We start from the raw sequence: 24,229 nt of genomic DNA on the forward strand, positions 1-24,229 counted from the left end.
TAGAAGTGTGTACTCGACAATCCTACTTCCACTGGTCTACGGTATTAGTCTACACTGTAGACGACAAAGTAGAGGAGATGGCTCATGACCCATCCGGTGATTCACTCACAGGGACTGAAGAAGCGCTACGGGAACCATAAGGCTCTCGATGGCCTCAACCTAGAGGTGCCCTCTGGCGGCGTATATGCGCTGCTGGGGCCCAATGGAGCTGGCAAGACTACCGCCGTGCGTGTCCTTTCGACTTTGGTGCCACCTGACGGTGGTGCCGCGCACGTTCTCGGCTATGACCTCGTCAGGGATGCGCACACTGTAAGGAGCAAGATCGCACTCACCGGTCAATACGCGTCAGTGGATATTGACCTCACTGGACAAGAAAACCTCGTGTTGATTGGGCGTTTGCTCGGTCTGGGTCGTGCAGGAGCCCGGCGGCGGGCTACGGAAGTGCTGGAACGCTTCTCGCTGACCGATGCCGCAGCGCGGCAGGTCCGAACCTACTCAGGTGGCATGCGTCGCCGACTGGACCTGGCCGCGAGCCTCATAAAGCCCCCGCAACTGCTGTTTCTCGACGAGCCGACCACCGGGCTGGACCCGCGAAGTCGGATTGAGCTGTGGACACTGGTTCGCCAGCTGGTCAGCGACGGAACGTCAGTGTTGCTGACCACGCAGTACCTCGACGAGGCCGATCAGTTGGCTGACCGAATCGGAGTGCTCAATTCCGGACGCATGGTCGCCGACGGTACGGCAGATGAGCTGAAAGCATCGGTGGGTGGCGGCAGCCTCCAGGTCAGACTATTGGACCATGAGCAGCGGGATACGGCAGCCCAACTGCTGGGGTCCCAACTTAAGGCGCAACCTCACCTGCCGCCCGATCCCGCCGTAGTTGAGATCCCGGTCATTGGCTCGGAGGCGGCGAATGATGCTCTCACTCAGCTCCACCACGCCGGCATCGACATCATCAGCTTTTCCCTCGGTCAGCCCACTCTGGACGAGGTCTTCCTGTCACTCACTGGACACCCCACAGCCACAGAGGAGCTCGCGTGATCAATGCACCTTCCCCCACTCAGTCGCCGTCCACTACGGTTCCGGGCCGCCTCGAGACCCGTGGGGCCAGCCGAAGCGCGGCCACGCTGGCGTTCGCCTGGCGAACCGCATTGCGAATCAAGTACGTCCCAGAACAACTCGTCGACGTAGTTGCGGTTCCTCTCGTATTCACGGTGATGTTCACCTACCTGCTCGGCGGTGCCCTAGCAGGCTCGCCCTCGTCCTATCTGCACTCACTGCTCCCGGGCACGCTCGTGATGACGTTGGTACTACTGACTACCTTCACCGGTACCGGACTGCGCAGCGACTTGTCGTCAGGTGTCCACGACCGCTTCCAGTCGCTGCCTGTGTGGCGCCCTGCTCCCTTAGTCGGTGCGCTGGTGGGTGATCTCGGACGGTACCTTCTCGCAAGCAGCATCGTGTTCGGTCTGGGGCTTGCGATGGGATTTCGACCGGACGGTGGTGTGGGGGGTGCCCTCGCCGCGCTCGGTCTGGTGCTCGTCTTCGCCCACGCGCTGTCCTGGGTATGGATCGTCGTTGGGATTAGCGTCCGCAACGTCTCCGCTGTGAACGCGATCAATATAGGGGTGCAATTACCTCTGACGATGGCGAGCAACGTCTTTGTGGACCCCGCCACAATGCCCGGTTGGCTGCGACCAATTATCGAAAATAACCCGATAAGTTTCGTGGTAACCGCGACCCGTGGTCTCATGCACGGTGAAGCACAGCTCTCAGAGGTCCTCTGGGTGCTTGCGATTGCCGGCGCACTACTTGTGGTATTCGTCCCGCTCAGCTTGTATAAGTACCGTACGCACCGTTCGTAGGTGCGGCGTTTCGGTTGCGTATGACCGTGTGGACGGTCCGTTCGCGCCGAGACATCTGCCCTGCGCTGTCATCGGAAAACTACTGCGCGGCTGGCTGCTCATCGTGGACGGACTCCTCAGCCTCGGGAACGACGGGACCTGCCCTGGCGCATGTCGTATCGGCCATGAAGCAACCAGTAGACGACGAGAGCCACCACAATCAGCCCGGCACACGCTGCGTACATGAATCTGTAACCACCAGCTTCAGCTAGGGGTCCCAACAACAGTGGAGACAGACCGACGCCAATATTCATCATGATGGCAAACGTGGACAGTCCAATAGTGAGTCGGTGCGGCGGCACCGACGAGGCAATAATGGCCTGAAGTACCGGCATAAGGGATCCGTGGCCGAACCCGGCCAACACCGCTGAGGCCAGGACCACTGCTTCATTGGGGGACCAAGCCAGCAGCGCCATGGCGCCGAAGAACATCAGCACGGTCGGGTATATGACGAGGTTGTCACCGTGACGGTCGTGCAGTCGCCCCACGAAGAGCCTCGTGATCAGGACGACTACTGCGAACACCACGAAGTAAAGACTGGCCACATTGGTCATGTGTTCGCTCCGGGAGAAGGTGTCCAGGAACGTAATGACGGAGGCGAAGCCTACGGAGAGCATCATGCCGATGAGCGCAATGGGTATCGCGCGGCGGTCCATGATGTCGCTCGGCTTGAGCATCAGACGGTGCCGAAGCCGCTGGTGGTGAGAGCGTGTTTCGGGAAGCCGGATTGCCAGCGAGAGCAGCAGCGCGAACATGGCGACCAGCGACGCAGACACAAAGAGCGCCTCGTAGCCGAAGGCCTGGCTGATTTGCAGCCCGAACAATGGGCCCAGGGCCTGAGGCAGCGAGTTCGCGATGAGGTAATAGCCAGCTCCTTCGCCTCTGCGGGCGGCAGGGATCATCGCGAATACCCCAGCGTGCAGGGCCGTTTCGGAGAAGCCGAAGGCCATCCCCTGCACCATCCTCACGACCATCAGCATCTCGTAGCTGTCGACCAGGAGGTACGCCACAGCGGCTAGGAGATAGACCACCAGGCCGATGAGGACCGTCCGCCGCCGACCCAGGACATCGACATACTTGCCCGCGAAGACGCGGGCCAGCAACGCTCCAACGACGAAGGCGGAGGCCGCAAACCCGGCAGCCGTGTCCCCGATCGCGAACTCCGTGGCCGCATAGACCGCCATGCCGGTAATCAGCATGAAAAAGACCATGCCGAGACAAAGATTGATCCCGATCGCTAAGAAGAAACTGGGACCAAAGGCCTTCGCTGAGCCGTCCTGGTCTCCCTTCGGTCCTTTCGGGGGAGGAGGGGGTACGCAGCGACTCACCCGAAGAGTCTCCCACGGTATGGAGACAGCTCAGTCAGACATTCAGTTACATGAAGCCAACGACGTCGCCAGGGTCATCTCGGAGCTGCCGAGTGCAGCGGCTCTAGGACCGCATTATCATGAGAGCACTATGCCGGAGCTGCCCGAGGTTCATGCGCTCGCCGTTGAATTGGAGTCCCGTCTTGCCGGGCGGAGAGTCGACCGGTTGGATGTGCTCGCGTTTCATGCGCTGAAGACCTTTGACCCGCCGGTCTCCGTGCTGGCTGGGCAGACCGTGCAGCAAGTGCGCAGGCACGGTAAGTTCCTCGACGTCCTCATGGGACAACTGCATCTGACCATCCACCTCTCGTTAGCCGGGTGGATTCGCTGGCGGGATAGAGCCCCCTCCGGCCCGCCGTCGCGGAGGAGCCCCATCGCCGCACGCCTAGTGCTCGACGACGGCTCCGGTGTGGACATCACCGAGGCTGGCACCCGCAAGGCACTTGCCCTGCACATCGTGACGAATCCGGTCCAAGTGCCAGGGATCGCCAAGCTGGGTCCCGATGCGCTGAAGATTGATGAGGACGAGTTCGCTGAGCGCCTGCGCAGCGCCGAGCGTGGACGAATCAAGAACGTGCTGAGGAACCAGTCAGTCATCGCCGGGATCGGCAACGCCTATTCCGATGAGATCCTGCACGCGGCCAAGATGTCCCCATTCCAGCCGGCCGATATGGGGCATGACGACGTCGTGCGCCTCTATGCGGCTATGCGTCAGATTCTCACCGAGGCTGTGACACGGGCCGAGGGGCACTCAGCAAGTGAGCTGAAGCGAGAGAAGAAGACGGCGCTCCGAATTCACGGACGCTTCGGCGAACCCTGTCCTGTATGCGCGGAGCCGATCAGGCAGGTGATCTACAGCGACTCCAGCTTCCAGTACTGCCCTACCTGCCAGAACGACGGCAAGAGCTTCTCTGACCGGGGCATTGACCGACTGCTCTGAGTATCGGCAAGTCTAGGAGTGGCGGGTCAGTGCGGTGAGGGCTCTCCGCCGACTGAGAAGCCAGTCATGGCTTCTTGGTCCAACAGAGGCAGAATGGGTGTCCTGCCGGGTCTGTGTAGACACGGAAGGCGTCGTTTCCGCCATCGTCTTCCTCCTCCTTGAGCAGGCGAGCGCCAAGTTCTGTGACCTTCTGATGTGCTGGTCCGATCTCTTCGACGAGGAGGTCGAGGTGTATCTGCTGCGGAGGCGAACCATCGGGCCATTGTGGCGGCACATGGTCGGGGGCCAGCTGGACACCGATTTTGGGGGCGCCCTCCACTAAAACCGTATGCCAGTCGTCGTCGGTGTCCACGGTTCCCTCGAGCACCCCCGCCCAGAACTGGCTTTCTGCGTGCAGGTCCGCTGCGTCGAAAACAACTAACTGATGATTGATCTTCATGACGGGCTCCTCATGATTGGGGACGGGTGGTGTGGAGTCTAGGAAATGTTGCCTCGTTCGGCAGGGCGGTCGCGCTCCTCGGAGTCATCAGAACTGTCTGGGCATCTGGAGCCGCTCTGCGACTGCGGCGTCTCGTCTGAGATCGGCCTCCTGCAGCCGGACCTGGCTCCGATGCCTGCTTTCCGCGCTGGCAAGCGGAGAACTCTTCTTCTGGGTAGATGCCACGGCCCATGCAGCCAAGGCTTCGGATAAGGCCAGCGCGAGGCGCTGGAACTTTCCGGGCTTCAGGGAGGCATGGTGAATAGAGACGTGCCGCTGTCTGGGCGCCATTGTGGTCCCGGTATCAACGGTGACAGGAGTTGTGATGCTCACGCCACTCAGAGTCTCAGCAATTAAGGACAGATAGCTTCCGGAATGAGTGAGAGAATCTGTTTATGAGCTCTGAAGGGACTACTGAGCGAGTGCTGCGGCTCCTGGGACTGCTGCAACGGCGGCCATCCTGGACCGCCACAGAACTGTCCGCGGAACTTCAGGTGACTGACCGTTCGGTGCGCCGGGACGTGGAGCGCCTGCGCTCTTTGGGCTATCCCGTCCATGCCGTTCCGGGGGTTGGCGGCGGCTACAGGCTGGGTGCGGGCAAGCAACTTCCGCCTCTGCTATTGGATGACGATGAGGCCACCGCCACGGCGGTCTCTCTGCGCATGGCTGCAGGCGGCACCGTAGCAGGCATCGGAGATGCGGCCCTCCGAGCTCTAGCTAAGCTCGACCAGGTGATGCCACCACGACTTCGCGGTGAGGTGCGGGTGGTCCATGAGGCTACCGAAACACTCCAGGGCACGGGGGGAATCGACGTAGAAATCCTCACCACGCTCGCCCACGCCTGCCGGGACCGAGTTCGGGTCCGTTTCCTGTATACCCGTTATCGGGGTGAAGAGCATGAGCGCCGGGTTGAGCCCGTTCGAATGGTCTCTGCGGGCTGGCAGTGGTACCTCATGGCATACGACGTGGATCGAGAGGACTGGCGCACCTTCCGTCTGGACCGGATGCGGCAAGTAACCGCCACTACGTGGCGGTTCCGTCCACGTGAGCACCCCGATCCGGTGGAGTATATTCAGGAGTCGGTCACTGCCTCGCCGTATAAGCACCTGGCAAGGGTGCGAGTCCATGCCACCGCTGAAGAGGTGAGCCGCACAGTACCACCGCAAGTTGCTCGAATCGAGGAGGACACCGACGGTTGGTGCTTGCTCACTGCCGGAGCAGACGACTTCGATTGGATGGCTCAGTATCTCGGTCTGCTGGACTTTGAGGCAGAGATCCTCAGCCCTCCTGAGCTGCGCGACGCAGCGGCCGAAATGGGCCGACGTCTGTTGAAGATGGCAAACCCAACATCGGTGCCCCTCAATCCGGAGGAGGACGCCGTGCCCAACTCGGAGCGTGTTCGGGACGTACGCCAACTCCGATGAGCCTGGGCAAAACTCCCGAAAGGGCTGGGAACTGACGCAGTATTCGCTCCAAGCTGCGCGGGACGCTGAGCGGCACCCCTGTGGCGAAGACGCGCTCCAGACCAGCATGAACCCGGCGCTGAAAGGCTTGAGTCAGACGCGTGGGCGGCATTCGCCGTCGCTGAACAGCAGCGAGGTGTCGATCGCCCACCGCACCCGCCCGCAATGGCTTCGTCAGGAGCCGTGCCGTGGCGACCGCGTCCTGTACGGCTAAGTTCACCCCCACACCGGCCACAGGCGACATCGCGTGGGCTGCATCTCCGATGCACAGCAGGCCAGGCCGCCACCAGCGCTCGAGCCGGTTCATTTTGACGTCCAGCACTTTCACGTCCCCCAGCGTCAGCCTGGCAGCGGCGGCGGTGCATTCAGGAAGCGCTGCGGTGACTTCTCTGCGCAGTGCCTGGTCCCCCCGTGCTCGCAGTGTGGCGTCGGCTCCCTTGGGGATGAGCATAGCTGCTTGGATATAGTCACCGCGCGGAATGGGCAGCACTGGATACTCCGCGTTCAGGCGAGGAAAGACCATGGATCCGGTCGCGGTTCCGGGCCCCTCTGTCTCCACCTGGAACCACCAGACGTCCAGCGGCACGGGAAACGAGATTGTCGGCAGTCGTGCCTCGTCGCGTATCGCGGAGTCACGGCCGTCGGCGGCCAAGGTCAGCAGCGCCTTGATCTGGCTCTCGCCATGAGGTCCGCTCACCTTCACACCGCTGACCTGATGCCCGTCTGGTTCTGTATCGTCGTCGTGCTTGCTCCATAGCAAGCCGGTGACCTCGGTATTCATGCGCAGTTCGAAATGTGGTTCCTCTTGGCCGGCTTCGGCGAGCAGATTCAGAAACTCCCACTGGGGAGCCATCGCCAGGTAAGGGTGGGGGTGGTTCAGGCGGCTGAAGTCCATCACTGTCACCTGTGAGCCATCAGGTGCAGGAAGGCGCGCGCTGACCACTTTGTGATGGGCGATGTGATTGAACCTGTCCATCAGGTCTAGTTCTTCGAGGAGTTGGAGCGTGCTGGGATGAATTGTGTCTCCTCGAAAATCGCGAAGGAAGTCACGGTGCTTTTCAAGTACGACGACGTCGACACCTCCGCGTGCCAGCACCAGCCCAGCGATCATCCCGGCGGGCCCACCGCCAGCGATCACACATGTCCTGACGCGTTCGCTCACCGGTGGCACGCTTCCATCAGCGGGAATGAATCGAGGCGGCTCATATAGGGAAGGGGCGTGTAGGTCATTAATCGTGCTCCATTGAAGTGGCCGCAGTGTTCTACCCGCGCAGGAAGTACGCGCCGATAGAACCGGCGAGCGTGGCGAAAATGGCTACGGAAATATCCTGCCAGTACAAGCTGTACCTTTTACGCAAACGCGCCGTGCGCTGTGATGACGGGTACCTGCGACAGAGGGGACCGCATGCGTCGGAAGTTTGAGGATCCCGCGCTAACCTGGGGCGATGAACTCCGAACGCTCTTCCCATGAGTCAGCTGAACACCAGAAGGACTCTCAGTCGACACGAGCATCAGAAGCGGCTCGAGAACTCGCTGACACCGCCAGGGGAGAGGTCTCGCAGGAGCGCGCTCAGGAGATCGAGGAGCGGTGGGAACGCTGGCTTGCCTGGCCGGTCATGATCGCGGCCCTCGTCTCAGTGCCGGCGGTCTTCCTGACGCTGCTGGACGAGCCGTTCGAAATGATTGGGCACATAGGACTGTGGGCCACCAGTGTGGTGCTGGTCTTCGAAACGGTGGTGCTGTTCCTCGTCTCGCCCAAGAAAGTTGCATGGCTGCGGCAGAACTGGTGGCTCATAGGGCTGACCGTACTAGTGATTGTCGGCGTCGTCTTCAGTATTGGGCCGATGCAGATACTCAGGTTGCTGCGCAGCGTGGGGGCACTGAGGGTTCTGCGTGCCAAACAGGTCGCGAAAGCAGGCCACTCTCTTCAGAAAACCGGCACCTCGCGTTTATGGCAGCGCCTAGGCACCATTCTTGCCACCCTGGTGGTGTCAGCATTCGTGGTCGTGGCGCTAGTTGACCCAGAATCGCCCGTGCGGTCATTCTTGGATGATCTCGTCGGGGAAGAATGGGCGATAGCCACAGCAATCGGAGTCGGTGTGCTGCTCTTTGCCGCAACATATCTGCTGGTGCGGCGACCCCGCGATAAGGAAGAGGGAGAATCTGCCTCGAACGCGGGCTCGTAGACTAGTGGCCGCTGCCGAGGTTGCCGCTGAGTCGGTCATGGCGAGCAGAGCTGGCCGCGTCCATACCCGTGATTGTGACATTCTTTCCCTTAGCCTCATATTTGTAGCGCACCGCATCCAATGAGGCGATGGTGGAAGCATCCCAGACGTGGGCTCGGGACATGTCGATCACTATGTCCGTGGGGTCCCCGGTGTAGTCAAACTGGTAGACCAGATCATTGGACGACGCGAAGAACAGCTCACCCTCAACACGGTATACGCGCTGATTGTCATCATCGGTGGCATCCAGTCGCGTGACCTGGGTGAAGTGGGCCACTCGCTGGGCGAAGAGCACCATGGCCACGAGCACGCCGACGCCGACACCGTAGGCCAAGTTGTGGGTCCAGACGGTAACAATCACGGTAGAGAGCATGACCGTGGTCTCAGACTTCGGCATTCTGCGCAGGGTGGAGGGGTGGATGCTGTGCCAATCGAACGTGGCCCAGGAGACGAAGATCATCACGGCGACCAGAGCTGCCATGGGAATGATGGCGACGATGTCGCCCAGAGTCACCACCAGGATCAGGAGGAATATGCCGGCCAGGAACGTTGAAAGCCGCGTGCGGGCGCCGGAGGCTTTGACGTTGATCATCGTCTGGCCGATCATCGCGCAGCCACCCATGCCGCCGAAGAATCCGGTGATGATGTTCGCCGCGCCCTGTCCCCATGTTTCACGGGTCTTATTGGAGTGAGTGTCCGTAATGTCGTCGACGAGCTTCGCGGTCAGCAGCGACTCCAGGATGCCGACCAGCGCCATAGTCAGTGCGAAGGGAAAGATGATCCCCAGCGTTTCCAAGGTCCACGGCACATCAGGAATGAGAAGCTCCGGCAGTGAATCCGGCAGCTCGCCTTCGTCACCCACAGTCGGCACTGCGATGGCTGCAGTGACGGTGATGATAGTCAGCAGCACAATCGAGACCAACGGTGCAGGGATGATCTTGGTCAACTTCGGGAACAAGAAGATGACGGCGAGTCCGAGAACAACGAGCGGGTAAACCGCGAACGGAACGTCAGTCAGGTGCGGGATCTGTGAGGTGAAGATGAGGATAGCCAATGCGTTGACGAATCCCACCATGACGGAGCGCGGAATGAACCGCATAAGTTTGGCGACGCCGACTAATCCCAGAATGACCTGCAGAATGCCGCCCAGGATGACAGTGGCGATTAGGTAGTCCAACCCGTATTCCCTCACAACGGGTGCAATGACGAGCGCGATTGCCCCGGTGGCAGCGGAGATCATGGCGGGCCGTCCACCGAGGATCGCGATGGAGACAGCCATAGTGAAGGATGCGAATAGGCCCACGCGGGGGTCGACGCCTGCAATGATGGAGAAGGCGATCGCTTCTGGGATGAGCGCAAGGGCAACGACGAGCCCAGCCAGAGCCTCAATCCGCAGCCGCTTCGGAGACTTCAGCGCGGCCCAGATGGAGTGGGAGCGGTCTACCTCAGGGGCTCCTGTCACCGGTCGCGGCTTTGGCGCCGGGCTAGGCTTCGGGCTCTGTGACACAGACGTCTCCTTCAAAGAGTGCGGCGCTTTTGCCGGAAATGGGGAACAGTCGCGAGGTGCGAATCCCAACTCACAAAGAGTCTGAGGATGGCACTGTCGACTTCGCAGAACCCTACCCTAACGTGAAGGTAGAGTATGCATCGAATTCAAGACAGAATGGATGGTTATGACTGACAATGGTGGCGGCCTCGACAGAGAGGGCAGGTCTGACGAGGCTGCGAATTCAACGGGCACGATGCACATCGGGGCCGTTGCTGAGCAGACTGAGCTCTCTCTGCGGACGCTCCGGCACTACGACGAGGTTGGCCTACTACGTCCCTCCGGACGCACCACTGGTGGCTTCCGCCTCTACACGGAGGAAGACGTGGAACGCTTGCTGCTGATTCGGCGGATGAAGCCGTTGGGGTTCACATTGGATCAGATGGGTGAACTGCTGAGGCTCACCGAGTCTTTGGCAGAGTCACCTGACAATGAGTCTCAAGCTCGGCTGGAAGAGTTCATCGTCGACGCGCAGGAGCGCCGTCAGAAGCTGGCATACACCCTGGAGATCGCGGATGAGTTCATTGATCGGCTCCAGCAGCAGCACACCCATACGCGCTGAACTGTTCATCCGAGAGTCCGCTGTGGGAAGAGCGAAGCCTCCGGTGAGGGGATGATCAGCGCCTTCAATAAAGCGGGACGCGGCGACGAATCGAGGAAGCGCAAAATTCAACCCTATCTTCACGTGAGGGTACAGTCGTAGTTGTGGCAAATTCGAGTGACAACCAGGTGGCGGAGAAAGCGCGCGCACGGCGCAGCATTGCTGTGATCTCGCACCCCGATGCAGGAAAATCAACGCTGACTGAGGCGCTGCTGTTGCATGCCAGCGCGATCGGTGAGGCTGGAGCCGTTCATGGCAAAGCCGGCCGGCGCGGGACCGTGTCTGACTGGATGGACATGGAGCGTGCCCGAGGCATCTCCGTGAACTCAACGGTCATCCAATTCCCGTTCCACGATGCGGTGATCAACCTCGTCGACACCCCTGGTCACGCAGATTTCTCTGAGGACACCTTTCGCGTACTGACCGCCGTGGATGCAGCGATCATGCTCGTCGATGCTTCAAAAGGTCTTGAAGCCCAGACCATGAAGCTCTTTGATGTCTGCCGGGAAAGAGGACTGCCCGTGATTACTTTCATCAATAAATGGGACCGGCCCGGCAAAGAGGCGCTAGCGCTCGTCGATGAGATAGCAGACCGGACCGGGCTGCGATCGATGCCCAAGACCTGGCCAATTGGAGAAGCCGGCTTCTTCCACGGTTTGCTCGATCCGCAGCAGCACACCATGCAGCGTTTTCGTCGAACCCCAGGGGGCACCACGAAGGTCATCGCTGACGAACTCAGTGATACCCAGGCGGAATCTGCGTACCCGGATGAATGGGCGACGGCTAAAGAAGAAGCATCACTGCTGGAAGCCGATGAGGGTTTCTACGACCGGGAGTCTTTTCTCTCGCAGGAAGCCACCCCCATGTTCTTCGGCTCAGCGGTGCAGAACATCGGTATAGAGGACCTTCTCGGATTTATTGCCGATGAAGCCCCATATCCGGGAGCCCGCAAGGACGTCATGGATCAAGCGCATCCCGTGGACGGAGACTTCTCCGCCTACGTGTTCAAAATCCAAACCGGCATGGACCGGGCTCACCGGGACCAGATTGCCTTTGCGCGTGTCTGCTCAGGCGTCTTCGAAAGAGGCATGGTGGCCACCCACGCCCAGACCGGCAAACCCTTCGCCACCAAGTACGCACAAAAGGCCTTCGGGCGCGAACGCGAGACCGTGGATACGGCCTGGCCCGGGGACGTCGTCGGTCTCGTCAACGCCTCCGCGCTGCGACCAGGCGATACGCTCTACGAAGGTCAGAGTGCCGTTACCTACCCGCGATTACCGCACTTCGCGCCTGAACACTTCCGTGAGGCTCGCTGTGCCGACGCCGGAAAGCACAAGCAGTTCCGCCGCGGCATTCACCAACTGGGAGAAGAAGGTATCGTCCAGGTGCTGCACTCCGAACGCCGTGGAGCTCAGCACCCGGTCCTCGGGGCCGTAGGCCCCATGCAGTTCGACGTCGTTGTCGAACGAATGAGTGGTGAGTTCAACGCCCCCATCACCCTGGATGTGCTTGATTACACCTTCGCCTGCCAGATCGACCACGCGGCCGGTGAAGCTCTCACTGGTCATCGTGACTGCGAAGTCGTCATGCGTGAGGATGGAACCCTGCTCGGGCTCTTCCCCAACCCATGGAAACTGCGTAGCGTAAAGCGCCAATACCCTGAGATCACACTCGAGCCGATGCGCGGCATCGCTGACCAGTTCCACCACTCGGCCTCTCCGCAGAGGTGACTGTGGCGATCTCACAGGACCGGGGAGGCCTATGACCAGTGTCGTCTCCAGAATGCACTGGATGGACTTACTCCGTGGGCTCGCTGTGCTTCTGGTAGTAATCCTGCATGCGGCGCAGCATGGAGGGGCGACGGTGGAGTGGTGGGACGAGGCGAATCGATACCTCGCACCGTTTCGAATGCCGCTGTTGATGTCCCTCTCCGGAATGCTGCTCGCGCGCTCCTTGGCAAAGCCCCTACCGCTGTATCTGTGGGGGAAGGTGGCGGCAATCGGCTGGCCGCTCATGGTGTGGTTGGCGCTCTACGGTTTACTGGTACGCGGCGGCGTCGGCTTGCCGGATAACCTGGTGGATTATCTTGCCACGGGGGACTACCTCTGGTTCCTCATGGCTTTGCTGGCGTGTTATTTCTTCGCGGCGCTGTTCAGGCCGCTGATGACTCGGCATCCCAAATTCTGCGACTGGTCTTTCCTCGGTGTCTTTTTCCTGATGATTACCGCCTCTGTGCTCAGCGGGACTATCCCGGGACTGCTGGGCAACACGCTGTGGTACGGATCCTTCTTCTTCCTCGGTGCCTGGGCTCAGCCGTATGTTTCGCGCTGGATATCCTCCCCGTGGTGGGCTAGCGCACTGTCGCTCGTTGTGGTGGTCGGCGTGTCAGTGATTGGAGTAAACGGAACGAACCAGAGCCTGCGCACGCCAGCGATGGCAGCACTGGCGGTGCTCGGAATCGCCGTGGCGCTGTGGTGGGCCCCCCGAATACCGCGCTCGCCGGCTGTACGGGTGATCAGTTGGGCCGGGCGACATTCCATCGTGGTCTACGTGGCTCACTTCCCAGTGATCATGCTGCTGCGCGACCGCGTGCTCTCTCATGTTCAAGTGCCTGATGAGGTCTACGTGGTTCTCATCACGCTGCTTTCCCTGCTGCTGACGATGCTCATTGTGTGGGCGCGGCCCTGGACGCCGTGGTTTTACGTGATGCCTCGTAGCCAGCGCGTGGCCGCGCGACTCAGGTAGAGGTCGACAGTGGTCGTATGGACATCGAGGACCAGACCTGACATGGTCCATCAATGGATATTTCACAGTACTGGGACGGTTGGGAGCCGATCGTCCACACACTCGTTACGCTGGTGGCCGGATACCTGACACTGTTGGTGTTGCTGCGCATATCAGGCGCCCGCACCATGGCGTCAATGACGCCGCTGGACCTGATTATCGCAGTGACGATCGGCTCGGCCTTCGGCCGGACCGTCACCGCCGTGGACGTACCCGTAGCGCAGACGGTTTTCGCTCTGGTTCTGCTAGTTCTTCTGCAGTGGATACTGGCCTGGGTGCGGGGGCGATCCCCGCGGATACGTCGACTCCTCGACTCCCCACCGGTGCTGATCTACTACCAGGGCAATTTCCAGCGCAAAGCGATGCGTAAACATCAACTTGTCGAAGCTGACGTGCACACAGCGGTGCGCTCTTCCAGCAAGGGCACGTTGAAAGACGTCTCAGCTGTCATTCTGGAGCAGAACGGAACGCTCGAGGTCATCGGTGACGACGCCGTGGGGGACTCTTCCAGCATTCTGCCGTACACCGGTGATGCCGAACCGGCTTGAGCTCCTGAGCTTTCGGAAGCGATGAGGTCGCCCCATGCTCGACTTGTATACCCCCAGGGGTATATGCGAGGATGAGTGGATACCCCATGGGGTATCAACCATCTGTTGAGCTGGGAGGCATTATGCTGCTGGAACGTATCTACGACGAAGATCTGGCGCAGGCTAGTTATTTCATAGGCTGCCAGGCGAGAGCGCAGGCCGTGGTTGTTGACCCGCGCCGAGATATCGAGATCTACCTTGACCTCGCACGGCGTCACGGAATGACGATTGTGGCGGTCACTGAGACTCACATCCATGCGGACTACCTCTCAGGCAGTCGGGAGCTGGCGGCCGCCACGGGTGCTGAGCTCTACGTTTCCGGAGAAGGTGGAGATGACTGGCAGTACGGTTTTGACGCCCATCGACTCTTCGACGGAGATACCATCACGGTCGGAAACATCACCGTGCGCGCTCGTCACACCCCAGGGCACACACCGGAACATCTCATCTTCGCCATCACCGACGGTGCGTTCAGTGACTCCGTGGGATATGTCCTCTCCGGGGACTTTGTTTTCGCCGGCGAACTTGGTCGGCCAGACCTCCTAGACGAGGCCGCAGGCGGCGTCGAGACTCGATACGAGGGTGCCAGGCAGCTCTTCCGCAGCCTGAAGGATGTTTTCCTTCCGTTTCCTGACCACGTGATGGTCTATCCAGGTCACGGAGCTGGGAGCGCATGCGGCAAGTCCCTCGGCGCCCTTCCGGCGACCACTGTGGGATATGAGCGGACAAACGCCTGGTGGTCCCCATACCTCCACACCAATGATGAGGCAGGCTTCGTCGAGCACCTGCTCGCAGGTCAGCCGGATGCCCATGCGTACTTTGGGCGCATGAAGCGGCAGAACAAGACCGGTCCCGCCCTGCTTGGTGAACTTCCCGCGCTGAAAGAGTTGGCACCTGACCAGGTGAAGCGGTCAATAGAACTCGACGAGGTCGTCGTCGTGGATACCAGGACCCATGACCAGGTGCACCGCGGGACTGTGCTCGGTGCGCTGAACATCCCCGGTGTGGAGAAATCGGCAAGCTTCGCCGCATGGGTCTACGATCCAGAGCGCGAGACACGGCCGCTTGTCCTTCTGGCCTCAGATGCGCAGGAGGCGAACCAGCTCCGCAATCACATGATCCGTGTGGGCATTGACTTCTACGCCGGTTACATCCGAAGCCTGGCGAGTCTGCCCATAATGACACCGCGCACCATCAGCCCGGCCAACTTGCCGGTTTCATCCGCTGATGTACTCCTCGATGTGCGCAATGCCATCGAATATGCAGATGGCCATATCCCCGGTGCGGAGAATATCAGCGCAGGCAAAGTGCTCTGGCGGCTGGAAGGTCTCCCGCGCCATGGCACGATTGTTTCCTACTGCCAGTCCGGAAAGCGCAATGCCGTAGCAGCCAGTGCTCTCAGGCGGGCCGGATATGAGGTGTTGGAACTCGAAGGCAGTTATGCCGGTTGGCTCGAACACGCCGCATGACCGATTAAGATCTCACGCTCACGCACTGACTCCATCGCGACGAAAGGCTCACGTATCTATGACCATCACCCTGTACTCTCCTGAAGACTTGCGCGTTATTGGAAACGACAAAGAGCGGCTCAACCTGCTCGATGTGCGCACCTCAGCCGAGTTCGAGGCAGCCTATATTGAGGGTTCACACAATCTTCCCCTCGATCAGCTCCAAAAAGACCCCAGTGCGGTAGCCGCCCTCCTGCCAGAGGACGTGGTCCTGGTGTGCCAATCAGGTGCGCGTGCCGGGCAGGCAGCTGACGCACTCGCCGCAGCCGGTGCGCCGCATGTCAGTGTCCTTGCTGGGGGCATCATTGCCTACCAACAGTGCGGCGGAAAAGTCCTTGGTGGCCAAAAGCGCTGGGCCATGGAACGTCAGGTCCGAATGGTCGCGGGAACTCTGGTGCTAGGGGGCCTAGTCGGAGCGCGATTTGTCCACCCGAGAATGGCCTATCTGTCAGCAGGAGTGGGGGGTGGACTGATGTTCGCTGCCGCCTCCAACACCTGTGTTATGGCCAGTGCATTGAGCAAAATGCCGTGGAACAAAGCAAAGGCTGACCTCAATCTTGAGGCCTTCTTCCGCAATAGTCCTGTCGCAAAGCCGACTGACTGACTGCCGCTCATGAACAGCACCGTGATCCTCACAGCGGGGCTGGCGGTGCTGATCGGCGTCTCACTCGGACTGCTGGGTGGCGGCGGGTCAATCCTTGCGGTGCCGCTCCTAGCCTATGTGGCAGGGTTGCCGCCCCAAGAAGCGATCGCCGGATCACTGTTCGTGGTGGCAGTGACCTCCATGGTTGGGCTGATTAATCACGCTCGGCGCGGCCACGTCCGCTGGAGGATCGGCGCGTTCTTCGGGACCGCCAGTATGGTGGGGGCCTTCGCCGGAGGACTCCTCGGTGGACGCCTCCCCGGGACGGTGTTGATGGTGGCCTTCGCTCTGATGATGGTGGCGACCTCAGCTGCAATGCTCCGCCGTCGAAAAACCCAGGTGGCCGGGACCAACGGTCAGCGTCACCACGCTCGGTGGCGTATTCTTCTGGATGGGCTCGTGGTGGGGTTCATCACCGGCATGGTCGGCGCAGGTGGCGGATTCCTGGTCGTCCCCGCACTGGCTTTGCTGGCCGGACTGTCGATGCCGGCAGCTGTGGGAACCTCCCTAATGGTCATCGCGATGAAGTCCGTTGCTGGGCTGGCCGGTTATCTCACAGTGGTGAGCCTGGATTGGGGACTGATCCTCATGGTCACCGTTGCTGCCGTCTTAGGGGCCCTGGCTGGATCCCGCTTCACCGACCGGGTCCCCGAAACCAGGCTCCGGCAGTCTTTCGGAGTCTTCGTTCTCATCATGGGCGCGATGGTCTTGGCGCTGGAGCTCCTCTGACTTCTGCCCCTGAGCGTTCGTCTGGTCAGACATGTCATCATGAATCGCAACTCGATCCACTCGTTCCAGCACAAGGAGAATCACCCACAATGCGTAGCGCCGACCCTGAGACACAGCGTAAAATCCTTAACCGACTCAAGCGAGCACGGGGCCAGCTGGACTCGGTGATCGATGCCATGGAGAACCAAGCCTCATGCCGCGAGGTAGTCACCCAGCTCGCCGCGGTCTCTACCGCCCTGGACAGGGCGGGGTTCGTCATGGTCTCAGGCGCTATGAAATACTGCCTGATCGATCCGGAAACCGCAGCCGAAGAAGAAGACGGCCTCACCATTGAGGAACTCGAAAAACTCTTCCTCTCACTCTCCTGATCCGACCCGTGGGGTCCGCCGCAGCTCAGTAGACTCAAAGATCATGGGCATTCGTGAGCTGAGAATTCATGGAGTGGGCGGGTCGCCCGGTGCCGCCATGCTCGGCGTGCCCCCTGAGGAGACGGTCGTGGTCCGCCAGGGCCGGCGTACCCGGGTTATTGCCCGCTCACAGGATCGGCGCGTCGAAGGTTACGACTGGGGCCGGTTGACTACAGATTCTCCGCTCCAGCCACTGTGGGTGTTGTTGCTTCCTTTCACGCTGGTCAATGTTGCTGGGTGGGCGCACGATGGCTTTGCAGGCAGCAGCTTCCGTTTGCGAGTGACCCGCGCAGCCGTGCACCTCTCTGCTGGTTTACTGACCGTCAGCTACACGCTCTGGGCAGCGATTATCAGCGTCGACTATTTGGGGTACCAGGCAATCGGCAGGTTGGGGGAAAATGCCCTAGTCCTCGGCGTCGTTATGGGCTTCTTCGTTGCGGCCGTGGTTCCAGCACTGCTGATGACTGTCGCCAACGCCACCCGCCGGCGCTATGAGCAGGTGGACTCCGGGCATGGGGTCGGCATCCGCGATGGACAGGCTCGATGGGCTCCGGATGAAGACCTCCGCAGTGACCAATTCTTCGCCCACGACCGCAGTCTCCAGAAGCTGCTCAATTGGCACGGTCTCGTCACCGTTATGACCTTCGCAGCTGTGGCGCTAGTCGCATACCGCCAGTGGGGTGAACCGAACCTGGGGTTGGGCCGCGTGTTCGTCATCGTCGGTTTTCTGCAGATATTGGTTATTGCAGCCCTGGCCATCATCTGCTGGAACCCCTCCGGCGGATTTCCCGGGCGGGCGGGACCGCGAGCTCTCCCCGCCGCAGCAGTCACACTCGCAGTGGCGCTGAGCAACGGCGTCTGCGCCGGTTTCGCCCTCCTGGTCGCCCAGCTCTTAGGTGTGCCCTGGGACCGATGGGGCCAAGAGCTGGCCCTGATCGAGTCGTTTGTGATCACCGTGGCATTGTGGGCGGCCGGCTTGTCAATATGGGCAGTACGACGTCGCGGACGCGCCAATGCTGATGAGTTGCCTCCTCGCACCACCCCCGAGGGACACGCGCCCGACGGGGTGACCGCGCATCTCCGAGCTGAGGTAGCCTCCCAACGGTCCCGAGCCCTGGCAGCGCACCAGGCTCCTCAGCTCGTGAGTATTTTTGCGGGGCTGTTTCTCACCTCTGCTCTGGTCTCTCTGCTGATGCGCATCGACGTCGCAGGGCCCGTGGTGGATTGGTTACAGCCGCCTCAACGGGGTGTGCTGTCCCTGGTTGCTGCGGTGTTGCTACCGGGGATCGCCCTTATGGCGATGTTTCTGGTGTGGCAGTCGAGCATAAGTCCCGCGCTGCGGCGAATCATCGCCACCATATGGGATGTGCTGACCTTCTGGCCCCGGCGTTATCACCCCTTCGCCGTCCGACCGTTCACGGAGCGTGCGGTGCCAGAGTTTCAAGGTCTGATCACTGATCGCGTTCGAAGCGACGGAGGCCTGATTGTCTCTGCTCATTCCCAAGGGTCCGTACTTGCTGCGGCCGCACTTGCCCCAATGGGACGTACGGTGTTGCACCGTTGTGGGCTGCTGACCTACGGGTCGCCTATCACCACGCTGTACGGCCAGGCATTTCCTGCCTACTTTGGCCAGCAGCTGGTCCAGGACTTGGGTCACCGGGTTATGTCTGGTGCCGGTGGGTGGGTCAACCTGTATCGCCTGACTGATGCCATAGGCGGACCCATCTTTGGATTTGGTGCGTCGGAAGCCGATGTGGAGGTGCCGGATCCGGCGGAGGAGGAAGCGTCGAGCTTCCCCCTGGACCCCATGGATCCCGAACCGCTGCGACAAGCGTGGGCCGACGTGGCTGGCCATCAGGACTACCAGCACGAGATTGCCTATAAGAAGGCAGTTCGCGACTACCGGAGCAGCGGTCTTTAGGATCTGTGTTTCGGTGAGAGCGCACTATGCATCTCCACCGGCGGCTCAGGATTCTCGAAAAGTAAGGTTTTTCTCGCCCATTGCTTCTTTCAATATGCGGACGGCCTTCGGTCCCACACCGTGGATGGCCAGCAGTTCCTTTTCGGTATGCGCACTGGCCTTCTGCAAGGAATCAATCCCTGCACTCTGAAGCTCCCGTGGGGCAGTCTTGCCCATCGAATTCGGCAGGTCACCCACAGGTCGAACGTCTGGTGTGTTGCTCATGCGTTGTTTCTCCTTCAATCCAGGCAAAACTCATTGCCCTCGGGATCAGCCATCACAATGAAGCCCATACTCATAGGCGGTGCCGGCTCGTGACGCTCAAGTCGACGCGCTCCGAGGGCAAGGAGACGGTCACATTCCCTCTCGAGTGCGATCATGCGCTCATGACCTTCGAGTCCCTCAGCGGCTCGAACATCGAGGTGGACGCGATTCTTGACGGCCTTTGCTTCCGGTACCCGCTGGAAATAGAGCCGTGGACCTTGCCCCTCGGGGTCCTCGAGCGCGGAGGCACTGTTGTGCTGGTCCTCAGGAATGTCGGACTCTTTCAGGAACGTATCCCATGCTTCCAGACCGTCCTGTCCGTTGGGTAGTGCGACTCCAGGTGGGGGAGGATGTCGATATCCGAGGACCTCCGCCCAGAATATTGAGAGAGCGCGTGGATTGAGGGCATCGAAAGTAACCTGAATCTGCGCCTTCATCGTTGCGTCACCTGCTGCAAGATTTTCATACGCGTAGCTTGCCAGTAATTGCGGACAGGGAACGTCCGTGTTAGTAGGAGAAGTGCGTGAGTTTTTCCGAAGGCAGCCCGGACGCGACGCCAAGGGGCTGCGTTTGCTGAGTTGACCGGTTCGCGCTGAGCGGACGGTGGTTACCTCCGTTGGGGGAAGTCGAACAGCAAAGCGTAGGCCGCGGTCTATCCTGTAAGTCGCCTGAGGAGCGTCTCGCGCTCACATCCGGGTGTATGATCGGCTTAGTGAGGGAGTATCCCTAGAGCTGTGAACGTCAGCACGCAAAGCCCCTGAGCTTCGCCGGGCACAGCAGTCGGAGACCTGTATCTCAGGCGGAGAGACTTGCGACGGTGACTGCGCGTGTCGCACTCTCGAAAGGTTCCCTCATGGAAATCACCCCTCTGCTGTGGGCGATCACGCTCGTTTCCATCGTCGCGCTGTTGGCCTTAGACTTCTTCGGCCACGTCCGCAAGGCACATGAACCCACCTTGCGAGAGTCAGCCGCATGGTCGGGGTTCTATGTGGGTATCGCGCTGCTGTTCGGTTTGCTCTTCGTCATCCTGGGGGATTCGGGACAAGCGGTGGAGTACTACGCCGGTTACCTCACGGAGAAGGCCCTGTCGGTAGACAATCTCTTCGTCTTCCTCGTGATCATCTCCAGCTTTAACGTCCCGCGGAGGTACCAACAGAAGGTTCTGCTCTTCGGCATCGTCTTCGCGCTGATCGCACGAACTGTCCTGATTTTCCTCGGCGCCGGACTCATCAACGTGTTCAGTGACGTCTTCTACCTTTTCGGGATCATCCTCCTGCTTACAGCGGCAAATATGGTGCGAAATGAGGTCAGAGATCAGCAGGACGCCGAACACTCCGAGAACATCGTGATGCGCACGGCGCGGCGCTGGATGAATACCTCCGATGACTACCACGGTGACAAGCTCACCACGGTGGTCAATGGACGACGTATACTCACCCCGATGTTGCTGGTGATGGTCGTCATCGGAGGCACTGACGTTCTCTTTGCCCTGGACTCCATCCCCGCGATCTACGGGCTGACCAGCGAGCCGTACATCGTGTTCACTGCCACAGCGTTCTCGCTGCTGGGATTGCGCCAGTTGTACTTTTTGCTGGACGGGCTCCTAGACCGACTGGCCTACCTTTCCTATGGGCTCATCGCGATTTTGGGTTTCATCGGGACAAAATTGATCCTCCACGCTTTACATGACAACAATCTGCCCTTCGTTAACTCGGGGGAGAGCGTTCCCGTCCCTGAGATTCCCACCGGCATTTCCCTGGTAGTAATCGCTGGAATTCTGGTGGTCACGGTCACAGCATCTTTGATCAGTGCGCGGAACAACCGCCTCAAGGAGCTTGAGCCCCAATCCTCGTGAGCCTATTGTCTGCTACCGAGTCTCAAAGGCGTGCCGTCAGGATCTGAGTTCGGTTGAGGCCCTTTAGCCCGGGTAGGCTGTCGCGACGCACGATTGTACGCGGACCGGTTTTCCGCCTCCGTCACTCAGAGAGTGACGAACATGTAAGTCACCTCTGACGTAGCCACTCTCTGCGGACGTTATCGGGAAGACTGTCGGTCGCGGTGCGAATCATGGCTCTGGGCATGCGGTGATGCTGGTCAATGAGGAATGTGAGAAGCCGGTCTGGGTCTACTTTGCCGACCTCGCGGAGAGCCGTCCCCACGGGCTTAGTCACCAGCTCTGAATCGTCCTCGATCAGGCGGACTGCCAGCTCTAGCGGATCATCAGTATCACCTTGCCTGATGAGCCAGAAAGCCGCGGTGATGGCTGTGCGGCGTTCGAGCGCCACCTCTGACTCGGCGAGTGAGAAGAGCGGCTCTCGGGACTTATCCGATAGATACCAACCGACCACTCGAGGAGCAGCACGGTCTACCAGGTCCCACACGGTCAGGAGGTGGTGGTGCTTCAGGTACGTGTCGTAGAGGTGTCTCCGGTCACCGTCACCGAGCCCGCGTCGTCGAGCCTTGAAATCCAGTATGGCGACGGCAACCATGCGCACCTCATACCATTGGCTTGCCAGGAGGTCCGGCACCACTGTGAGAGAGATGCCGGTCCACGCTTTTGCTAGATCGAAGACGTCCTTCATGCGGACGCCCAGAGCGCTGAGGCCGCTTTCTGCAGGGAGCCGACGAGTAATCTTGGCCTGTTCCGATTCGCTGCACAGGCCAGTCAACGCAGTAGTGATCTGCTGAGCAACGGTCGCCATGCCTACTCCGCTTAATTTAGGGCAATGATCTGCCAGGCATGGCCGTCAGGGTCGGTGGCGACGCCGCTAAAACCCCAATCCTGCTGGGCGGGCGCTGCGAAGACTCCTCCGCCGCCGGCTCTCATACGCTCGATGCTGGCGCTGACTTCCGTAGGGCTCTGCACTGTCAGCGTCAGGAGACATTCGCTGACGTTTCGGGGTGCGGCCATTCTGTCTCCCAGTACCCAGCCGAACCCGCCTGTTGGAATGAACATGACCGTGGAGTTTTCATCGATTCGGAACTGTAGGGGTTCTGGAACCCCGTCCTCGGTGGGCTCGCCGATAGGCTCCAGCCCGAGCGTTTCCTGATAGAAGGTGTAGGTGCGCTGCCGGTCGCTCGTGGGTAGGGCAATGGTAAACGGACGGTTCACGGTGTCTCCTAGAGCGTATAGGTCAGATGAGTGGCGTGTGGAGTGACGGTCGCCTCGCCGTGAGCAAGCAGGGCTCGTGCGCTGAGCAATGCAAAGAGGGGCGCCGGCGCCCTCCATGGCTGATGTCTTGGTTCCAGCACACTGATAGGGCCACCTTCGGTCTGCTTAAATTCGGCCACACCATTCGTGTTGAGTAGATCAGGCTGCAGAGAGAAGCTCAGTTTCCAGGCGGGCGTAGCTCGTCTCCATACCGTCAGTCATACCAGTGGCCAGGACGGTGTCGCGCTGTTCTTCAGTGGCGTAGGTGATGACCAGGGTGAGCAAGGTTCCCTCTTTCACAGCAGTTAGCGTCTGCTCGTTCAGGGTGGGTGGTCCGTCCCAATCCTCCATGGATTCGGTGAACACTTCCCGGTGCGGAGGGTCTGATTCTCGTACCTCACCGGTGAGGGCGAAGCCGTTTTCGCCATTCGCGTCGGCCCAGGCATAGCGAAAGGTCTGGTCGACGGCGTTGGCGACCTGACAGTCTGTAAACTTCCATCCCTCCGGTCCCAGCAGCCAGCGTGTAAGTAGCTCAGGGTCGTGATGAGCGTTCCAGACCTGCTGGGGTGCGCCGCGAATAATCCGGCTGATCCGGACCTGGGTGGGGGAGAGCATCTGGGCTGTCAGAGCGCGATCTGCGGCAAAGGATGTGAGATCTTCCAGCACTTCATCGATCTGGCCCATGGCCGCGGTGGCACCCTCTTCCATACCCATGCTGACCAACTGCTCCATCTCTTTGAGAGAGTTGAAGAATGTGGTGTTGGTGAGGCGGGAGCCAGTCGATGTTTCCTCGAAAGTGAAAACCATCCGCATTGAGGGCATTTCCTGGTTGGGCTGGCCATTCTCCGCGGCGAAGCCGTCAATGACCTCAAAGGAGTGTCCCTGCTGCACAGAGGTGAACTCCCAGTACCCATGTGAACGGTCTCCGTCGGGTCCTGTCATGTAGTACTCAGAGCGACCGCCAGGGTAGAGGTCGTGGCGGGTAAAGGTGGCGGGCCACTCAGGTGGGCCCCAGAATCTCTCGATTTGTCGCGGGTCTGCGTAGGCATCCCAAAGTCGTGTGAGGGGGGCGGGAAAGTCGGCGACTACTGTCATTGTCAGGTGGGTGAGGTCTTTGTCGACCGAGGTGATAGGCACGAGGTGAACCTTTCTGGGGGAGTGCTGGTCAATCATCGGTGAGCAGGGCATCAAGCTGGTCAATGCGGCCTTGCCAAATGCGTTCATAGGTGTTGAGGAGTGTGCGTGCTTTGCGAATTGCTTCAGGGTTTCCACGAATCAGCCGCTCCCGGCCACTGCGATGCTTGGTCACAAGCCCAGCTCCCTCAAGGACCGTGATGTGCTTCTGCACGGCAGCAAAAGTCATGTCATAGCCGTTGGCCAGGTCAGAAATGGACTCTTCGCCGACCAGAGCGCGGCGCATAATGTCCCGGCGGGTCGCGTCCGCCAAGGCGCGGAAGATCCTATCCACCTCATCGTCGGTGAGGTTCAAGTCTGAGTGCTGATATACAACCATTAGGTTTCATATTAGGCTCGCGTCGCATACCCGTCAAGGGATGTCGAGGGGGCAGCGCTGTACTGTGCGGGCTAGACGGCCTAGATCAAGGTCAGGCCTCTGGGGCGGATGAGCGTTCGGCCTGATCAAGGCTCGGCGAGCTCGCATTTGTGACGGTAT

26 protein-coding genes are annotated in these 24,229 nt (G+C 60.4%); 15 read left to right on the forward strand and 11 right to left on the reverse strand.

Annotation, left to right across the window (positions count from 1 at the left end; all coding sequences use genetic code 11):
• The first annotated feature begins 84 nt into the window (after window positions 1-84).
• Window positions 85-1,041, forward strand: coding sequence for an ATP-binding cassette domain-containing protein (locus tag FH975_RS00470; RefSeq protein WP_162319597.1), 957 nt, complete (start codon window positions 85-87; stop codon window positions 1,039-1,041).
• Window positions 1,038-1,865: an ABC transporter permease gene (locus tag FH975_RS00475; protein ID WP_162319598.1), complete on the forward strand. Its 828-nt coding sequence runs from the start codon at window positions 1,038-1,040 to the stop codon at window positions 1,863-1,865. The genes FH975_RS00470 and FH975_RS00475 overlap by 4 nt, the downstream gene beginning before the upstream one ends.
• Window positions 1,866-1,981: 116 nt before the next feature.
• Here FH975_RS00475 and FH975_RS00480 read toward each other — a convergent pair whose 3' ends face one another.
• Entirely contained in the window at window positions 1,982-3,103 is a 1,122-nt protein-coding gene (locus FH975_RS00480; RefSeq protein WP_162319599.1) for an MFS transporter, read from the reverse strand.
• Window positions 3,104-3,113: 10 nt separating this feature from the next.
• Here FH975_RS00480 and FH975_RS00485 point away from each other — a divergent pair, with 10 nt between their 5' ends.
• The gene (locus tag FH975_RS00485; protein WP_328821708.1) at window positions 3,114-4,211 is read left to right on the forward strand and encodes an Fpg/Nei family DNA glycosylase; all 1,098 of its coding nucleotides are present in this window, start codon (window positions 3,114-3,116) and stop codon (window positions 4,209-4,211) included.
• A gap of 64 nt (window positions 4,212-4,275) precedes the next feature.
• Here the strand turns inward: FH975_RS00485 and FH975_RS00490 are convergent, their stop codons facing one another.
• On the reverse strand, window positions 4,276-4,650 hold the full coding sequence (locus FH975_RS00490) for a VOC family protein (RefSeq protein ID WP_162319600.1): 375 nt from the start codon (window positions 4,648-4,650) through the stop codon (window positions 4,276-4,278).
• An 87-nt stretch (window positions 4,651-4,737) separates the two neighbouring features.
• Window positions 4,738-5,022 (reverse strand): hypothetical protein, encoded by a 285-nt coding sequence (locus tag FH975_RS00495; RefSeq protein ID WP_162319601.1) that lies wholly within the window; start codon window positions 5,020-5,022, stop codon window positions 4,738-4,740.
• A gap of 62 nt (window positions 5,023-5,084) precedes the next feature.
• On the opposite strand from FH975_RS00495, the gene FH975_RS00500 reads away from it, so the two are divergent.
• Entirely contained in the window at window positions 5,085-6,113 is a 1,029-nt protein-coding gene (locus tag FH975_RS00500; RefSeq protein WP_162319602.1) for a helix-turn-helix transcriptional regulator, read from the forward strand.
• Here the strand turns inward: FH975_RS00500 and FH975_RS00505 are convergent.
• Window positions 6,049-7,314, reverse strand: coding sequence for an FAD-dependent oxidoreductase (locus FH975_RS00505; RefSeq protein ID WP_162319603.1), 1,266 nt, complete (start codon window positions 7,312-7,314; stop codon window positions 6,049-6,051). The genes FH975_RS00500 and FH975_RS00505 overlap by 65 nt on opposite strands.
• A 283-nt stretch (window positions 7,315-7,597) precedes the next feature.
• Here FH975_RS00505 and FH975_RS00510 point away from each other — a divergent pair, with 283 nt between their 5' ends.
• On the forward strand, window positions 7,598-8,338 hold the full coding sequence (locus FH975_RS00510; RefSeq protein ID WP_162319604.1) for an ion transporter: 741 nt from the start codon (window positions 7,598-7,600) through the stop codon (window positions 8,336-8,338).
• Window position 8,339: 1 nt separating this feature from the next.
• On the opposite strand, the gene FH975_RS00515 is transcribed toward FH975_RS00510, so the two are convergent.
• On the reverse strand, window positions 8,340-9,884 hold the full coding sequence (locus FH975_RS00515) for a SulP family inorganic anion transporter (protein WP_162319605.1): 1,545 nt from the start codon (window positions 9,882-9,884) through the stop codon (window positions 8,340-8,342).
• Between the two features lie 235 nt (window positions 9,885-10,119).
• On the opposite strand from FH975_RS00515, the gene FH975_RS00520 reads away from it, so the two are divergent.
• The 9 genes from FH975_RS00520 to FH975_RS00560 all read left to right on the forward strand — a co-directional run bounded on the left by FH975_RS00520 (window position 10,120) and on the right by FH975_RS00560 (window position 19,103).
• Complete coding sequence (locus FH975_RS00520) at window positions 10,120-10,485, forward strand: MerR family transcriptional regulator (RefSeq protein ID WP_235928310.1); 366 nt, start codon at window positions 10,120-10,122, stop codon at window positions 10,483-10,485.
• A 143-nt stretch (window positions 10,486-10,628) separates the two neighbouring features.
• On the forward strand, window positions 10,629-12,254 hold the full coding sequence (locus FH975_RS00525; protein ID WP_162319607.1) for a peptide chain release factor 3: 1,626 nt from the start codon (window positions 10,629-10,631) through the stop codon (window positions 12,252-12,254).
• Window positions 12,255-12,285: 31 nt separating this feature from the next.
• Window positions 12,286-13,269: an acyltransferase family protein gene (locus FH975_RS00530; protein ID WP_162319608.1), complete on the forward strand. Its 984-nt coding sequence runs from the start codon at window positions 12,286-12,288 to the stop codon at window positions 13,267-13,269.
• Window positions 13,270-13,322: 53 nt separating this feature from the next.
• On the forward strand, window positions 13,323-13,856 hold the full coding sequence (locus tag FH975_RS00535) for a DUF421 domain-containing protein (RefSeq protein WP_162319609.1): 534 nt from the start codon (window positions 13,323-13,325) through the stop codon (window positions 13,854-13,856).
• A 122-nt stretch (window positions 13,857-13,978) separates the two neighbouring features.
• Window positions 13,979-15,364 carry an MBL fold metallo-hydrolase gene (locus FH975_RS00540; RefSeq protein ID WP_162320013.1) on the forward strand — a complete coding sequence of 462 codons (1,386 nt, stop codon included), beginning with the start codon at window positions 13,979-13,981 and terminating at the stop codon, window positions 15,362-15,364.
• A gap of 58 nt (window positions 15,365-15,422) precedes the next feature.
• Complete coding sequence (locus tag FH975_RS00545; RefSeq protein ID WP_162319610.1) at window positions 15,423-16,007, forward strand: rhodanese-like domain-containing protein; 585 nt, start codon at window positions 15,423-15,425, stop codon at window positions 16,005-16,007.
• 9 nt (window positions 16,008-16,016) lie between these two features.
• The gene (locus tag FH975_RS00550) at window positions 16,017-16,775 is read left to right on the forward strand and encodes a sulfite exporter TauE/SafE family protein (RefSeq protein WP_162319611.1); all 759 of its coding nucleotides are present in this window, start codon (window positions 16,017-16,019) and stop codon (window positions 16,773-16,775) included.
• A gap of 89 nt (window positions 16,776-16,864) precedes the next feature.
• Window positions 16,865-17,143: a metal-sensitive transcriptional regulator gene (locus FH975_RS00555; protein ID WP_138254219.1), complete on the forward strand. Its 279-nt coding sequence runs from the start codon at window positions 16,865-16,867 to the stop codon at window positions 17,141-17,143.
• 43 nt (window positions 17,144-17,186) lie between these two features.
• Window positions 17,187-19,103 (forward strand): hypothetical protein, encoded by a 1,917-nt coding sequence (locus FH975_RS00560; RefSeq protein ID WP_162319612.1) that lies wholly within the window; start codon window positions 17,187-17,189, stop codon window positions 19,101-19,103.
• Window positions 19,104-19,148: 45 nt separating this feature from the next.
• On the opposite strand, the gene FH975_RS00565 is transcribed toward FH975_RS00560, so the two are convergent.
• Together FH975_RS00565 and FH975_RS00570 are read right to left on the reverse strand one after the other, a co-directional pair.
• Window positions 19,149-19,367, reverse strand: a complete 219-nt coding sequence (locus FH975_RS00565) for a helix-hairpin-helix domain-containing protein (RefSeq protein ID WP_153077451.1) — start codon at window positions 19,365-19,367, stop codon at window positions 19,149-19,151.
• A 14-nt stretch (window positions 19,368-19,381) separates the two neighbouring features.
• The gene (locus FH975_RS00570) at window positions 19,382-19,843 is read right to left on the reverse strand and encodes a VOC family protein (RefSeq protein WP_162319613.1); all 462 of its coding nucleotides are present in this window, start codon (window positions 19,841-19,843) and stop codon (window positions 19,382-19,384) included.
• Window positions 19,844-20,259: 416 nt separating this feature from the next.
• On the opposite strand from FH975_RS00570, the gene FH975_RS00575 reads away from it, so the two are divergent.
• On the forward strand, window positions 20,260-21,261 hold the full coding sequence (locus FH975_RS00575; protein WP_162319614.1) for a TerC family protein: 1,002 nt from the start codon (window positions 20,260-20,262) through the stop codon (window positions 21,259-21,261).
• 148 nt (window positions 21,262-21,409) lie between these two features.
• On the opposite strand, the gene FH975_RS00580 is transcribed toward FH975_RS00575, so the two are convergent.
• From FH975_RS00580 to FH975_RS00595, 4 genes are all read right to left on the reverse strand, one after another.
• On the reverse strand, window positions 21,410-22,108 hold the full coding sequence (locus FH975_RS00580; protein ID WP_162319615.1) for a DNA alkylation repair protein: 699 nt from the start codon (window positions 22,106-22,108) through the stop codon (window positions 21,410-21,412).
• A gap of 11 nt (window positions 22,109-22,119) precedes the next feature.
• Window positions 22,120-22,518, reverse strand: a complete 399-nt coding sequence (locus FH975_RS00585; RefSeq protein ID WP_328821709.1) for a VOC family protein — start codon at window positions 22,516-22,518, stop codon at window positions 22,120-22,122.
• A gap of 198 nt (window positions 22,519-22,716) precedes the next feature.
• The gene (locus FH975_RS00590; RefSeq protein WP_162319616.1) at window positions 22,717-23,694 is read right to left on the reverse strand and encodes an SRPBCC family protein; all 978 of its coding nucleotides are present in this window, start codon (window positions 23,692-23,694) and stop codon (window positions 22,717-22,719) included.
• A gap of 28 nt (window positions 23,695-23,722) precedes the next feature.
• On the reverse strand, window positions 23,723-24,070 hold the full coding sequence (locus FH975_RS00595; RefSeq protein ID WP_153077457.1) for an ArsR/SmtB family transcription factor: 348 nt from the start codon (window positions 24,068-24,070) through the stop codon (window positions 23,723-23,725).
• Window positions 24,071-24,229: the final 159 nt, after the last annotated feature.

Origin of the sequence: Nesterenkonia haasae (assembly GCF_010119385.1) — a bacterium.
Taxonomy (GTDB): Bacteria; Actinomycetota; Actinomycetes; order Actinomycetales; family Micrococcaceae; genus Nesterenkonia; species Nesterenkonia haasae.